At 41.4% G+C, this 14004-nt stretch carries 12 protein-coding genes; 10 read left to right on the top strand and 2 right to left on the bottom strand.

Annotation, left to right across the window (positions count from 1 at the left end):
* Nucleotides 1-30 precede the first annotated feature (30 nt).
* From NIAKO_RS16565 to NIAKO_RS16550, 5 genes are all read left to right on the top strand, one after another.
* Nucleotides 31-900 carry a helix-turn-helix domain-containing protein gene (locus NIAKO_RS16565; protein ID WP_014219590.1) on the top strand — a complete coding sequence of 290 codons (870 nt, stop codon included), beginning with the start codon at nucleotides 31-33 and terminating at the stop codon, nucleotides 898-900.
* 1046 nt (nucleotides 901-1946) lie between these two features.
* A complete protein-coding gene (locus NIAKO_RS38150; protein ID WP_049815547.1) occupies nucleotides 1947-2126 on the top strand; it encodes a hypothetical protein in 180 nt (59 codons plus the stop codon).
* 101 nt (nucleotides 2127-2227) lie between these two features.
* Complete coding sequence (locus NIAKO_RS38145; protein WP_049815546.1) at nucleotides 2228-2743, top strand: IS110 family transposase; 516 nt, start codon at nucleotides 2228-2230, stop codon at nucleotides 2741-2743.
* The gene (locus tag NIAKO_RS39745) at nucleotides 2670-3038 is read left to right on the top strand and encodes a transposase (protein WP_081483296.1); all 369 of its coding nucleotides are present in this window, start codon (nucleotides 2670-2672) and stop codon (nucleotides 3036-3038) included. Before NIAKO_RS38145 ends, NIAKO_RS39745 begins: the two co-directional genes overlap by 74 nt.
* A 790-nt stretch (nucleotides 3039-3828) precedes the next feature.
* Nucleotides 3829-4329, top strand: a complete 501-nt coding sequence (locus NIAKO_RS16550; protein ID WP_014219588.1) for a hypothetical protein — start codon at nucleotides 3829-3831, stop codon at nucleotides 4327-4329.
* Between the two features lie 71 nt (nucleotides 4330-4400).
* On the opposite strand, the gene NIAKO_RS16545 is transcribed toward NIAKO_RS16550, so the two are convergent.
* Nucleotides 4401-4739 (bottom strand): winged helix-turn-helix transcriptional regulator, encoded by a 339-nt coding sequence (locus tag NIAKO_RS16545; protein WP_014219587.1) that lies wholly within the window; start codon nucleotides 4737-4739, stop codon nucleotides 4401-4403.
* Between the two features lie 111 nt (nucleotides 4740-4850).
* Between NIAKO_RS16545 and NIAKO_RS16540 the strand changes: the two genes are divergently transcribed.
* Nucleotides 4851-5252, top strand: coding sequence for a DoxX family protein (locus NIAKO_RS16540; RefSeq protein ID WP_014219586.1), 402 nt, complete (start codon nucleotides 4851-4853; stop codon nucleotides 5250-5252).
* A 97-nt stretch (nucleotides 5253-5349) separates the two neighbouring features.
* On the opposite strand, the gene NIAKO_RS16535 is transcribed toward NIAKO_RS16540, so the two are convergent.
* Entirely contained in the window at nucleotides 5350-5910 is a 561-nt protein-coding gene (locus NIAKO_RS16535; protein ID WP_014219585.1) for an RNA polymerase sigma-70 factor, read from the bottom strand.
* A gap of 63 nt (nucleotides 5911-5973) precedes the next feature.
* Between NIAKO_RS16535 and NIAKO_RS16530 the strand changes: the two genes are divergently transcribed.
* The 4 genes from NIAKO_RS16530 to NIAKO_RS16515 all read left to right on the top strand — a co-directional run bounded on the left by NIAKO_RS16530 (nucleotide 5974) and on the right by NIAKO_RS16515 (nucleotide 13570).
* Nucleotides 5974-7251: a FecR family protein gene (locus NIAKO_RS16530; protein ID WP_081195888.1), complete on the top strand. Its 1278-nt coding sequence runs from the start codon at nucleotides 5974-5976 to the stop codon at nucleotides 7249-7251.
* A gap of 74 nt (nucleotides 7252-7325) precedes the next feature.
* Complete coding sequence (locus NIAKO_RS16525; protein ID WP_014219583.1) at nucleotides 7326-10499, top strand: SusC/RagA family TonB-linked outer membrane protein; 3174 nt, start codon at nucleotides 7326-7328, stop codon at nucleotides 10497-10499.
* A gap of 14 nt (nucleotides 10500-10513) precedes the next feature.
* Nucleotides 10514-12049 carry a RagB/SusD family nutrient uptake outer membrane protein gene (locus tag NIAKO_RS38570; RefSeq protein ID WP_014219582.1) on the top strand — a complete coding sequence of 512 codons (1536 nt, stop codon included), beginning with the start codon at nucleotides 10514-10516 and terminating at the stop codon, nucleotides 12047-12049.
* 30 nt (nucleotides 12050-12079) lie between these two features.
* Nucleotides 12080-13570 (top strand): calcineurin-like phosphoesterase C-terminal domain-containing protein, encoded by a 1491-nt coding sequence (locus NIAKO_RS16515; RefSeq protein WP_014219581.1) that lies wholly within the window; start codon nucleotides 12080-12082, stop codon nucleotides 13568-13570.
* Nucleotides 13571-14004: the final 434 nt, after the last annotated feature.

The raw sequence follows: 14004 nt of genomic DNA, 5'->3' as shown, positions 1-14004 counted from the left end.
TTATCATCAGGTAAAATGCCAGCGCTTAAAATGAAAAAGGAATTTCCGGTCTATGATATTTGTAAGTTTTCTTACTCACAGGAAGACGACATTATCGTGAAGCCGCTTGCGCCTTATTTGAGAGCCATGAGAAAGCTCCATTTCCCGCATCGTCACGATTTTTATCATTTAATATTTTTTACCCAGGGTGGCGGCAGCCATACCATAGATTTTGAAAAGTTTGAGATCAAACCCTATCATGGGTATTTCATGGCACCTGGTCAGGTTCACGGGTGGGACTTTGAAGGTGATATTGATGGATATGTAATTAATTTTTCGGCCGGTTTCTTCAAGCCGTTCCTCTTAAACAACCAATACTTAGAAAATTTTACGTTTCTAAATGGTAACATTCAACATTCGGTAATAGATATAGATGAACAGTATAGATCACCCCTAACGGAATTATTGAACAAGGTACTAGTTGAAGCAGAAAGTACAGGCAGATTTCGGTTGGATAAACTTAGAATTATGTTATTAGAATTCTTCTTCTTAATTGCAGAAATAAAAGGAGAATCGGGTGACGTAAAAAGTATTGAAAATCATAATCAAATTGTAATCAGAAATTTTGAAAAGCTGATCGATAAGCACTATCTGCAGTTAAGGTTGCCTAAAGACTATGCAGAACTGTTATGTGTTACGCCGAGTTATTTGAATTCTATTTGCAAAGAACTGTTAGGCTTATCTGCAGGGAACCTGATACGAAACAGAATTGTTTTGGAGGCCAAACGTATGCTGATCAACTTAGAGCTGACAGTAACCGAAATTGCTTACAAACTGAATTTCAGCGACAATTCTTACTTCTGTAAACTTTTTAAGAATCAAGAAGGTGTGTCACCTGAAACTTTTAGGAAGACATTGTAAATAGTATCCTTACCAAATTTCCCCACAAAATGGTCAAAAATTTATCCTCTTTGCAGCTCAGCTGAAGCAAACAATATTTATAATTCTACATAGACTGGCCTTTCTTAATAAAGGGTTCTCATTATTCCTTCGTTTATTTGGGAGATCTGCGGTACAATTTGATCTAAAAGATGGGAAGTCTTTAAATCTTTGATCAGCCTCAGCTAAACCTGTTACTTACGTGCTAATCTGATTATTAACGGCTTTAATTTAAAAACAAGTTCTAAATCCTCAATCACCTGGTTCGATAATTCTCTTAAGTGGGGCACTTTGGCCCCCGATCACCGGGGGCTTTTTTATGCCTACAACCCAATACTGGAGCGAGTTTCAGGGATCAGATTGAAAAATTGGGGGATTTGGAAGAGCCTTCCCACGCCGGATATGCAGGCCAAACGCTTCACTCTCTGTTCTCAGTACCCCACTATATTCGCAGCCTGATATAAGTCATCAATTTCGAACTTTGATGCGTAAGTAGCGAACTTTGACGCGTAAGTAACCAACCTTTTACTGTAGATCTTAAACTTTTGCGCCAATGTTTAAAAGTAAAGGCTCCAGGTTCGCTACTTGTGCTCTGAAGTTGTGCAAATAGCCTCAAATTCGCAACAAATGCCATAATGTTCAGCATTAATGAGTCATAGTCAGTTGGAAATGCGGTATAATAAGCAACTTATGTCGAAAAGTTCGCAACAATGGCAGAAGTTCGCAACTTTTGCCCGAACGTTTACAACAAGATTAGAAAAATCAGTCATTCTATGGGAGAAGTATGGAATTTTTGCTGAAAAGTTCGCAACAACAATATTTGCTATTGCCTTATAAGAATTTATGCTTTTGACGGTAACGAAGGAGAGTATTGACCCAAATAAAAAAGCCTCAAGTTCAACGACTTGAGGCTTTTTTATTTTTGGTGCCCCACATTAGAGAGTCTATATGTAAAAGGTTTCGGCGCAACAGCAGTCCCGAAATAAATCAGGCTGCAATGAAGAACTTTGCTATAAAAATTAAATTTTATGAAACAGCAAACTTCATGTGCTACCGAAACCCATAACAAAAGTAGCAAGACTATTGATTATACAGGTAAAACTATTTATGTAGGAATAGATGTCCATCTGAAAGACTGGCAGATAGCCTCTGTAAATGAAACTGTTGTACTGGGAAATCACCGAATGGAGGGAAGGTTGAAAATGTAGTTACCCATTTACAAAAGAAATTTCCGGGAGCAGTCTTTAAATGCGTTTATGAAAGTTGCGCCTGGGGATTTGAACTCCAACGCCAACTTACTGCCAGGGGAATGGAATGTATTGTCGTTCATGCGGCCGATGTATCGGGTAGCGACAAAGAACGAAAGAGGAAAACCGACAAAGTAGATGCTGTAAAATTGGCGCGTTATCATGCAGCTGGTCTTTTGCAGGGCATTTATGTACCAGATGAAGAGCTCCAGAAACAACGTAACCTCGTTCGTTATCGCTGCAAGCTAACCAGAGATCTAACCAGAAGCAGAAATCGGCTTAAAAGCTTACTCAAATATCAGGGGATAGAAACTCCCAAACAATCTGGGAAGGCCCGTTGGAGCCGGAATTTTATAAACTGGATAGAACAGGAAGCGCAAAAAGATACCGCATTAAAAGATACTTTATCGTTTATGTTGGAGCAGGTAAAATTTTTGCGTCAGTTGTTATTAGAAGTAGAACGAAAACTCAGAGGGTTGATGAATAGTGAAAAATACGCTATTGATGAGTGTGCCAGGCATAGGCCGTACAATAGCGATATTGTGGTTGTTAGAAATTGGAGATGTACGTCGCTTTGAAAATATTGACCGGTTAAATGCTTATGTGGGGTTCTGTCCTGACACTAACAGTTCTGGCGCTACGCAACATGACCGGGGCATTAGTTCCCGGCGGCACAATCAGCTACGGGTTAACTTAATTCAAGCTGCCTGGCAGGCCATCCGAACCGATCCCGCCATGCTGGAAACCTATCAACTACTCATAAAAAGAATGAAAGGAACCCAGGCAATTGTTCGTATTGCCAGAAAGCTAGTACGCAGAATAAGAGCTATTCAGTTACATGCAACACTTTATCAAAAGGGAGTAGTAGGATAACAACATTGCCAGTAATACAGGAAATCCCATAGCCGATGAGTTTTTTTAGCCATAAGAGGCTCTGATTGATCAAAAAAACGGCTTGAAGTATTTTACCCCAAGCCCCTTCGACAATCGTCGCCATCAGCCTTATTGCCGGCGGGTTGCCCTCCGGCAGAGCCTGCTTCCTCTTAGGGCTGACATCACAAAATTAAATAGTCCTTTTAACATCACAGGAGGTAATCATATCCAGGTATAATGACTGCTGTTCGATAATTGCAACTCAAAGTTGTTCTGGAGAGAGTGTGCAGCATTATACTTTTACCTTACAAGACTTGAAAAAGAATTGCAGCGTAAATATTGCTAAACAACATATGGACGACTGCTGATAGGAGTTTGACCCATCTGTGATAAAAACATTAAGCTATCGAGTTCTATAAATACATATGAGCCAGAAAATAATATTTCTGCTTCGGTGCAGCCAAAACCTTTACATAGGAATTATCGAACCGGGGGGTTAGGTCCAATTACACTTGATGGTAGAAAAATAATTTTAAGTAAAGTTTTGTAACTTGAGAAAGAAACCGGACGATTTGCTAATTTTATTAAATGCACTGGCGCCATTAAAAAATTAAACATCCATTTGAAATTCCAAGTGTCCTTCCGTTCAGTCGTCTGTAACATAGGCAAATTAAGGGATTGAATAAACAGTGAATTTTAATTTATAAATTTAGCCGCGGTTACGGGCTGACGATTTTCAAACACCTTCATATCGCCACGCCGTGACCGTTGTACCCTACACATAATAAACATGATTGAAACTGCTGACTTAATATCTTTTTTACAAATTGGGAAGTCTTTATGTGGTATTGAGATTGGACAGACAAGGCAAGATGTCATAGCCAAATTTGGTGATCATTTAGACCAGTATGGAGAGAATGACTACGGATATCTTGAGTTACCAAAAGGAGTTAGGTTTAGCTACTTCAAAAATGAAATAGATGGAATAGCTGTATTGAATAAGCGTGAAGATGCAGTGTTTGTGCTTCATGTCCCAGACCTCCTAGACAACTTCACGATTGGGCCCAACACTACAATACATGAAGCAATCAAATTTCTAAATTGGAGTCGGATAAATTGGACAATAGTTGACACAGACAATAAGTTCAACTTAACAATACTTACGCAAGCCGATGTCGGATTGATATTTGACCTTGATGATGGTGAACTTATGATGATTAGTATGGTGAGAAGCGAGCTAAAAGGCCGGCCCGACCGAAGTTTACAGGCATCTTCAAGTCATTGGATTTGAAGGGGCTTTTAGGTTCGAAGTATTCTTGTTTTAAATGAGAATATCTAAGTCTTTATACGTCCCTGAGACAATTATTTTCCGATAACTTTCTTACGATGAGCCAAACCCCAAAAATGAAGCTCATCTAACACCTTTTCAAGCGATAAGCCGTGTGGCGTTATTGAATACTCAACAGTAGGCGGAAAAGTATCATAAACATCTCTGCTGACAAGTTTATTCGCCTCCAGGCTCTTTAACTCTTTGGACAACGTTTTGTCTGTAATACCAGTGACTTCTTTTGATATCTGTTTAAATCTCTTAGGACTTTCTGCTAATGAAAACAGGATAAGCAATTTCCATCTTCCTTCAAGCGCTTCAAGAGCATCTTTGATAGAAAGCATTGTTTTTGGGCAACCTGCTTTTGACAACATATCTTTTTAATTTCTACGTTACTTTCCGTTTGGATAGTGCTTTCCAAACGGAAAGTAATATCATTGGGATAGTGAAGGTACCTAAATTTGCAGTAACAAGAAAAACAAGTTATGACTGTAGAGCAAAAAACATCAAAAGCAATGAACATTAGTCTTTGGATTTTACAAACCCTTTTAGCTGTCACTTTTATTTGGGCAGGGTTTATGAAGATATTTCAACCGATCGATTTACCGTTTCCCTGGATAAGGGACAACGCCAATTTAGCTTTGATTACAGGGGGGCTGGATTTATTAGCAGGAATTGGAATAACGTTGCCCGCCTTACTTCGAATTAAACCTCAACTAACAATATACGCGGCATACGGAACAATGGTGTTGATGGTAGCTGCAAGTATTTTTCATATTTCAAGAGGGGAAGCAAAAGACATTGGCTTTAACATTTTTATTATTGTTCTTGCCGCATTTATTGCGTGGGGCAGACAAAAGAAAGCGCCACTAACAGCTAAAGATTGATTACCTGTACACCAGAAGAGTACTCGAAAATTGGGTAGATACAAGTATCCTTAATTGGCTAAATACTGTAAAGAATATGAAAAAGTTGGAGGTAGGATCAGAGAAAAAAACAGCCTAAAAAACTACCAAGTTCTACCCGCAGCTTCCTGCGTGCACGTAATAAATGGGCATCAACTGCTTTTTCAGATATATTAAGTTCGGCAGCAATCTCCTTGTATGATTTATCTTCGCTTTTCATTTTGTAAACTAACCTGCCCATTTCAGGAAGCTTGTCAACAAGAATTTCAAGCCGTTCCCGGATCTCCTCAAATTCCAGGTATTCTTGTGTGGAATTATCCAGCAGATCACTAGCCAGGTCTAAGCTTATGGATCGCGCAGAAGCTTTTTTGGCCAGGAACTTAAGCGTCCTGTACTTTACAGAAATAAAAAGATAGTTAGAAAAGTCACTTGTTATTTTGAGGCTTTTCCGCCTTTTCCAAAGCGAAACGAAAACATCCTGCACAATATTCTCCGCTTCCATGAGATCACCTGTTTTTCGATAGGCTAAACTTAGCACCCTGTCCCAATAACGGTTGTAAAGCACGTCAAATGCATTCGCATTACTGTTCTCAAGTAAACTAAGTAAATGTGAATCATCAAATGTATGCAGTGAACTCACAGCTAAGTTGTTGAAATAATATAATAAATATTTCTACGAAATTAGTAACGGCAGATTAACTGTATGTTATCATTAATGATATCTTTTAAAAGGCCGATCCCGCAAAAAAAATTATTTTTTTTGCGGGATCGGCCACGGAAAAAGAACTTATTTCAAAAGCAAGGTAAAATGAATGAACGGCCATATAGTCAAAGACTACAAGATCTGGCTCACCAATATTTGCGGGGGGAATTAAATAGTGAAGAACAGCGGGAGGTTGACGAATGGTTCCTGAGTGAAGAAGGTGCTGATTTTATTGAAAGCCATATGAGCAGGGATGACCATAGGAAGTGGCTGCTCCGGCGTATTCATAATAAAGCCGGTATCGTAATAAATAGTAAACGCCCAACACAAATATATCTTAGGGTTGCGGTTGCCGCTTCGCTGATAGTAACGACTATGTTCGTCGCCTATTGGGCCCTTAAAAAATCACCTGTTAATCAACAAGCAAAGCAACTGGTTGCTCATGAAATAAAACCCGGTGGAAACAAGGCCGTCTTAATACTGGATGACGGCAGTAACATAGAGCTGACGTCCGGTAAACAGGGATTGCTTGTGAGGCAGGGTAATGTAAAGATCTACAAAAATCATAATGGTGGTCTGAGCTATACACCGGACAATACCGGCGCTACTAAGGAACCGATCTGCTATAACACCGTTGCTACTCCGCGTGGCGGAAAATACCGGTTAACCCTTTCAGACGGCACGATCGCCATTCTTGACGCTGCCTCCTCGATCCGTTTCCCGGTTTCCTTTGATAAGGAACGAAAAGTTTCCATTACCGGGCAAGTGTATTTTGACGTTGTTCACAATGCTAACAGCCCATTCCTCGTAAGTGTAAAAGGTCAGCTTGTCAAAGATCTGGGCACAAAGTTCAATATCAACGCATATGATGATGAGCCGGTAATCAAAACAACACTATTGGAAGGGGGGATAAGTCTTACCCGCGGTTCACAAACAGCAGTTTTAAAACCAGGCCAACAGGCGATCGATGCGATCGGGAACCCGGCTATCAGGATCGTAGAGGCAGATATTGACGAAACCGTAGCATGGACAAATGATCTCTTCCAATTTGAAGAGGAACCGTTGGAAAGTGTTATGCGAAAAATTTCCCGATGGTACGATGTGGATGTATCCTATCAAAAAGGTTCTAATATCCATGAATCCTATTTAGGGCGCCTGACCAGGTATGCAGAGGTATCCAAAGTTTTAAAGATGCTTGAGGTTACGGGAGATGTACGATTCGAAATTCAAGGCAGAACAATCAAAGTATTTCCTAAAATACAGACAAACAAGAAATAGATAACAAAATGTATAAAAATTTTATACGCATTTCGTGTGCGCCTCCATCGCTCATTTATAAATATACACTAATAATGAAATTAACAGTTGTGTTCATATTAGCAGCCCTGTTTCAAGTAAGGGCAAGCACATTCGCACAAAAAATTAATTTTGTTCATAAAAACACATCTTTTAAACAGATCATCAAAGAGATCAGGAAACAGACCAATTACAATATTCTTGTATCGGCTAATAAGATTAAGGACCTTAAAACCAGGAATGTTAGTTTCGACAATGCAAGTATCAGCGAAGTGCTGAACACTTTTCTGGCCGGGGCACCTCTTACTTATGAGATCCAGGGCGAGAGTGTACTGATCAAAGACAAACCGGTCACTACCACGCCTAACCGGGAAATACAACAGTCTGCTTTTATTGAAATAAAAGGAAGGGTGGTTGATGAAAATAACGCATCCATTGCAGGTGTAACGGTTAAGGTAAAGAGAACTTCCCAGGGCACGGTTACAGATTCCGCAGGGATTTTCAATTTGAGCGTAGGTGATAAAAATAGCCTGATCGTTTTTAGTGCTATCGGTTACCAGTCTTTGGAAATTGCGGCAGGCGACTTACCTAAAGTCATAAGAATGAGACCAGAGGCAGCTGCCTTAAGTTCGGTTGTTGTGGTAGGCTATGGCAGTCAGAAGAAGTCCGACGTCACAGGCAGTGTTTCTACTGTCACCGCCAAAGATTTTAATAAGGGCGCTGTTATCAATCCTTTAAATCAGATCCAGGGAAAAGTGGCAGGTCTGGTTATTACGCAGCGCGGTGGGGATCCCAATGATCAGGGTGCTTCCATCTCCCTGCGGGGGCAAACCTCCATTCTTGGTGACCAACGACCATTGATTGTGATCGATGGGATAGCTATCTCCAGCGCTTCCCAGTTTCAAAACCTTTCACCGGCTGATATTGAAAGTTATGATGTCCTGAAAGACGTTTCTGCTACTGCCATTTATGGCGCCAGAGGTGCTAACGGTGTTATTTTAGTAACTACCAAGAAGGGAAAAAGTAGCAATCTCCAGGTTGATTACGAAGGTTTTGCAGGATTTGAAAAACAGGCCAAATACTGGGATCTCCTGTCGGCCAGCGACTATCTTACCGAAATCGGTCAGATCCCTAACGTAAACGTTCCTACTTTTGATAAAGGGGCCAATACCGACTGGCAGCGGGCGGTAAACCGCACAGCTGTTGTTTACAGTAACAATCTTGGAATTTCGGGCGGCACCGACAAATTTACCTACCGGGCGTCACTCAATTATCAAAACCAGCAGGGCATTATTATCAACACCAATAAGCGTCAGCTTGGCTTCCGGTTCAACGCGCAGCAAAAGGCCTTGAATGATAAATTGGAGATCCTGTTAAACGCATCCAGTACAACGGTCTATAGGGATCAGTTATCCGATCCGAATTCGATCAACCAATACATCTTCAACGCGCCACCCACCTATCCCGTATATAATCCGGACGGCTCTTACTTTGCATTCACTGATCTTTTGCAAGCCAACCCGGTGATGCACTTAAAGGAAACATTGGCTAAGGAAACAACCAGGCAAACCCTGACTAACGTAACCGCTAATTATAAGATCATCCCGGGTTTGAGTGTTGGACTAACAGGGGTTTTGATCCAGGACAATACGCTGGCGCACCATTTTACCCCAACTTTTCCTTTGGAGGGTAATATCAATACAGCAGAGCAGGACAGCTACAATCAAAACACGATCGAAGCGAACGCGCATATCAATTACAGTAAAACTTTGGGTAAACATAATTTTACTGCCATGTTTGTACATGAGTACAATCAGTTTGATAACGAATCTTTTAACGCTAACGGACAAAACTACCTGGTACCGGACGTTCTGGACAATAATTTAGGTTCCGGCGATCTCACAAAAAATCAAATAGGCTCTGGCAAGTCAGCTTATAAGATCATTTCATTTTTAGGCCGGATCAACTATAACTACGATAACAGGTACTACCTGACCGCTTCGTTACGTAGGGATGGTTCAGACAAATTTGGTATCGATCACCAATGGGGTACATTCCCGTCAGTGAGCCTGGCTTACCGGTTAAAAAGTGATTGGCTGAAAAAGGTGATCTGGGTAGACGATCTTAAGCTAAGAGCAGGTTTTGGTGTGGTAGGTAATTCCAATAGTATCGGGCCCTACAATGCCATCGCCTTATACTCGGCGCAGGCACGTTATTATGATGCTTCAAACCCATCTTACCCGCTTCTTAATAGCTATTCCTACAGTCAAAACCCAAACCCTGACCTGAAATGGGAAGAACGGCATGGCAAAAATATAGGGGTAGATTTTTCCTTTTTCAGCAGCCGGTTGACAGGTGATATCAACTACTTCGATGATAAAACCATTCATATGCTATATAATTACAGTGTTCCAACCCCGCCATTTTTTGTGAATACCATACTGGCAAATGTTGGTGATATGACCAATAAAGGGTTAGAAGTGATGTTATCTGGAGTGGCTGTGAAGACGGTAAGTTTTAACTGGACTGTAAACGGACAATTCACCAGGATTAAAACAAAGGTGCTGAACCTTTCAGGCGGGTACAATGGGTTTACGCTGAATACCGACCAGGTTGGTACGGCTACTGTAACGGGAAGGGGTTTGAATTCGGTACCTGTAAGTTATATCAAGCCCGGCGAGCCATTGAACGTTTACTTCCTTCCTCATTTTACCGGCACAGACGCTGCCGGAAAACAGTTGTTTGACGGGAAAACGATCACCGAGAATCCCGCCCCGACCAAATATTATATTGATCCCAATCCAACATTCAGCTATGGACTGAACAACTCGTTCACCTACAAAAACTGGGATGTGAACTTTTTTATCCGCGGTGTTCAGGGGTATAAGCTTTTCAATCAGGTGCTGCTGAATTATGAGTCTGCAGCAAGGTTGCCGGGTGCAAACACAACACGGGCAGCGTTGACAAATGGGATAAAAGATGCACCCTATATTTCAGATAAGTGGCTGGAAAACGCGTCGTATGTAAGGCTTGAATATGCTACGCTGGGATATACCTTTAAAAAAATGACCGGAATGAAGAATTTCAGGCTATATATAGCCGGAAATAACTTGTTCGTCATAACAAAGTATCGCGGACTGGATCCGGAGATTGCAGGAAATTTTCTGGATGGTAATTCATATCCTAAAAATCGTACGATCATTCTGGGAACCAGTTTTTCATTTCGATAATCAACCAAGTAATCATGAAACAGATATGTTCCGTTTCGGCGATGATCATCGCTACAATCTCTATATTGCTTAGCAGTTGTACTAAGTTAGATAGCAAGGTCTACAATCAGGTAACGCCGGATAATTTTTTTCAAACACCCCAGCAGGTCAACGCGGCATTAGCGCAGGCCTACACCCCCATGACCACGATCCCAATGGGAAACACTTTTCAACTCAATTCAGTCTCTTCCGATGAATTGGTTATCCCCACCCGGGGAAACGACTGGTATGATGGGGGAATATGGCAGGCATTATGGCTGCATAATTTCAGGCCGGATATTAAGGTGCTTAATGACGCGTGGAATGACATCAGCAATGGAATAGGAAAGTGCAATTTTGTATTAAGCACGGTTGACCAGATCCCCGTGAATAACAAACCTGCAAATCTTGACCAGATCATTGCAGAGATAAAGGTGTTACGGGCTTACTATTATTTCGTGTTCACCGACCTCTTCGGAAATGTTCCTTTAGTGACAGATTATAATGTCAATCCCACTACGGTCAAGCAGAGTTCACGAAGCGAGGTGTATAAATTTTTGGAAAACGAGCTGACAGCGAATGTTCCGTTGCTTCAGGATAAAGCGGTGACGAATTATGGCCATATCAATAAATGGGGGGGCTATATGTTACTCGCCAAATTGTACCTGAATGCACAGGTATATACCGGCACACCCCAATGGGATAAGTCCGCAAACTCGGCAGATCAGGTGATCAAGTCTGGCAAATACAGTCTACAGGCAAACTTCTTTGACAATTTTATTGTGGCCAACGAAGGCTCCGTAGAGAATATCTTTGTTGTGCCTTTTGATTTCACATTTATCGGTGGCAACATCATGGTCAGACGTTCCCTTAATGGCAGCCACATGTATACTTACAATCTGGGCGGGCAGCCGAACAATGGGTGGTGTGCACCTACCGCATTCTTCAGGACTTTTAGTGATAATGACTTCAGGAAGAAAATGTGGCTGATTGGCCAGCAGTATAACGCCTCAGGAGCGGTATTGACGGACGTAGCAACCAAAAAGCCGGTTATATTAAGTCCTTATGTAAATGAATTAAGTAATCCGGCTGATACATTTAAGTTTGCCGGCGCCAGAAGTGTTAAATATGCACCCCAGCCAGGCGCGGGTACAAATGCAAGTAATGATGGTGTCATCTTCCGTTTGGCCGATGCTTACCTGATCAAGGCAGAGGCGCAGATCAGAAATGGGCAGGCTGGTGATGCACTGATGCTGATCAACGCAATAAGGAAACGCGCCGGTTTGAACGACTGGACTGCAACAGACTTAACCCTGCCTAATATTTTGGCAGAACGTGGGCGCGAACTCGCCTGGGAAGGCTACAGGCGAAATGACCTGATCCGTTTTGAGATCGCTGATCAGTTACCCTATTTTACCGGGGCACGCACGCCGGGCAAGAGTAAAGATCCTGATAACCGGACTTTCATTTTTCCTATTCCGGCTAATCAAATGATCAGTAACAAAAATCTCGTTCAAAACCCCGGGTACTAGTCTTCAATGAAATCAAATAAATTATTTTAAATGAAAAATCTATCCATCTATTTATTGTTTCTTATTTGCGTTGCCTGTAAGAAGCCTGAGAACGCAACCGAACAGACTGCCAAGACAGCTGCCATTAAAAATGCAGCGGTAGCGAATACCATCACGGGACATCTGCAGGATGATAGCGGCAACCCGGTGAAAAATGTGGTTGTAAGCGATGGTTTTACCTGTACTGTTACGGATGATAATGGAAACTACACCTTAACAAGGGATTCAGCAGCCCAATTCGTTTACTTTTCTGCACCGGCAGAATACAACGCAAGTGTTGGCGCCAGTGGACTTCGTGAGTTCTATAAAAAGATAACAGCTCCATTGTCGGATGCTGTGCAGGCTGATTTTACACTGATCAAAAAAGCAAAGGAAACAAAGTTTAAAATTATCGGCATATCAGACCCGCAGGTTGCCAGTACAGCCGAATTGGACAGATTTAAAAACGAAACGGTAGACGACATAAAGACACATATGAACGGAGAAAGTTTGCCATACTATACGTTGGTGTTAGGTGATGTTGTTGCTGATAAGCAAGACCTGTTAGTGCCGATCCGGCAATCGTTCGCTACTATTTCGCCATCGACATTTGTGGTAGCAGGTAATCATGATTTATTCAAGTCAGCTACTAACCAAACTAAAAATGGCGAAACTTTTAGTGCGGTTTTTGGGCCGTTAGACTATTCCTTCAATGTGGGTGATGTGCATTTTATATGTATGAATGATATTATTTTTGCAGCTGATGGCTCCTATTCTTCCGGATTTACGGCTAAGCAGTTGGCCTGGCTACAGCAGGATCTGAGCTATGTAAGTAAAGACAAGGTGATCGTAATGTCGTATCACCGGCATACCTTGAATACCGGAGGAACAGAAATGAAAAATCTGCTTGCCGGTTACAAGGAGGTACATATTATGGCAGGGCATTTGCACGCAAATGCAAATAATATCAACGCCACCAATCCTTTATTTTATCAGCATATTCATGGCGCGGCCTGCGGCCGGTGGTGGTCATCAACGATCAATGCCGATGGCACCCCTAACGGCTACCAGGTTTTTGAGGTGGAAAATAATGCTGTTAAAAACTGGTATTATAAATCGGTACGTTATCCCAAAGAATTCCAGATCAGAATGTATAGAGGGAACAGCTCATTTGGTGGACCTAACGGGACTTTCAGTTTTAACCTGACCTCATCAGACATTGTAGCAAATGTTTGGAACATGGATAATACCTGGAAGGTGGATGTGTATGAGAATAATATCAAAACCGGGTCTATGGAACGATTTACTGGTATCGATGCCTGGGCTACGGGGTATCATAACGGCGTACTTACTGAAAAAGCTTTTGCTAACCCCGAACATCTTTATAAATACACCCTCAAAGATCCGGGTGCCACAGTTAAAGTTGTTGCGACTGACCGGTTCGGTGCACAGTATACACAATCCAATTTCACAACAGACTTTTCAACCGCTATATCTTATTAAAGGAACATTACATAATTAGACCGATTTATAAGGATTAATCATATGGTTAATCCTTATGTTTTTTTGTATCAGGAATAACCGCATCTTATTTTAGGACGAGGCACTGGAATAACCATTTGACTCGTTCTCGGTCGTAAAATAGCCGGTTAACTGATTTTCTATTTGTGCCAGTTGTTGCACATTTGGCACTCGCAAACAAAATTGTTGTATAAGCGAAATCAATTTAATACATTAGGGCGAAACGTGCCATTCACGATGTCCAACCAAACAATAAACAAGCTATGAAACCTAGTTTATTACTATTACTCTCATTTGGGATAACAGTAGCATTAAAGGCCCAACATGTTATCGTCTTGCTTCCTACTACTGGTGAAGTCAGAAAATATTCCGATTCGGACCTAAAAAGACATTTGGATTTATCGGTAGATGGTATT

Source organism: Niastella koreensis GR20-10, assembly GCF_000246855.1.
Lineage (GTDB): Bacteria > Bacteroidota > Bacteroidia > Chitinophagales > Chitinophagaceae > Niastella > Niastella koreensis.
The sequence above is the reverse complement of the archived record's forward strand: the minus strand, read 5'-3'. Positions and strand labels throughout refer to the sequence as shown.

Coding starts and splice junctions, on each gene's coding strand:
- NIAKO_RS38570 (WP_014219582.1), top strand. CDS start 10,514: ATGAAACAGATATGTTCCGTTTCGGCGATGATCATCGCTACAATCTCT.
- NIAKO_RS16540 (WP_014219586.1), top strand. CDS start 4,851: ATGACTGTAGAGCAAAAAACATCAAAAGCAATGAACATTAGTCTTTGG.
- NIAKO_RS16515 (WP_014219581.1), top strand. CDS start 12,080: ATGAAAAATCTATCCATCTATTTATTGTTTCTTATTTGCGTTGCCTGT.
- NIAKO_RS38150 (WP_049815547.1), top strand. CDS start 1,947: ATGAAACAGCAAACTTCATGTGCTACCGAAACCCATAACAAAAGTAGC.
- NIAKO_RS16550 (WP_014219588.1), top strand. CDS start 3,829: ATGATTGAAACTGCTGACTTAATATCTTTTTTACAAATTGGGAAGTCT.
- NIAKO_RS16545 (WP_014219587.1), bottom strand. CDS start 4,739: ATGTTGTCAAAAGCAGGTTGCCCAAAAACAATGCTTTCTATCAAAGAT.
- NIAKO_RS39745 (WP_081483296.1), top strand. CDS start 2,670: ATGAGTGTGCCAGGCATAGGCCGTACAATAGCGATATTGTGGTTGTTA.
- NIAKO_RS16525 (WP_014219583.1), top strand. CDS start 7,326: ATGAAATTAACAGTTGTGTTCATATTAGCAGCCCTGTTTCAAGTAAGG.
- NIAKO_RS16530 (WP_081195888.1), top strand. CDS start 5,974: ATGTTATCATTAATGATATCTTTTAAAAGGCCGATCCCGCAAAAAAAA.
- NIAKO_RS16565 (WP_014219590.1), top strand. CDS start 31: ATGAAAAAGGAATTTCCGGTCTATGATATTTGTAAGTTTTCTTACTCA.
- NIAKO_RS38145 (WP_049815546.1), top strand. CDS start 2,228: ATGGAATGTATTGTCGTTCATGCGGCCGATGTATCGGGTAGCGACAAA.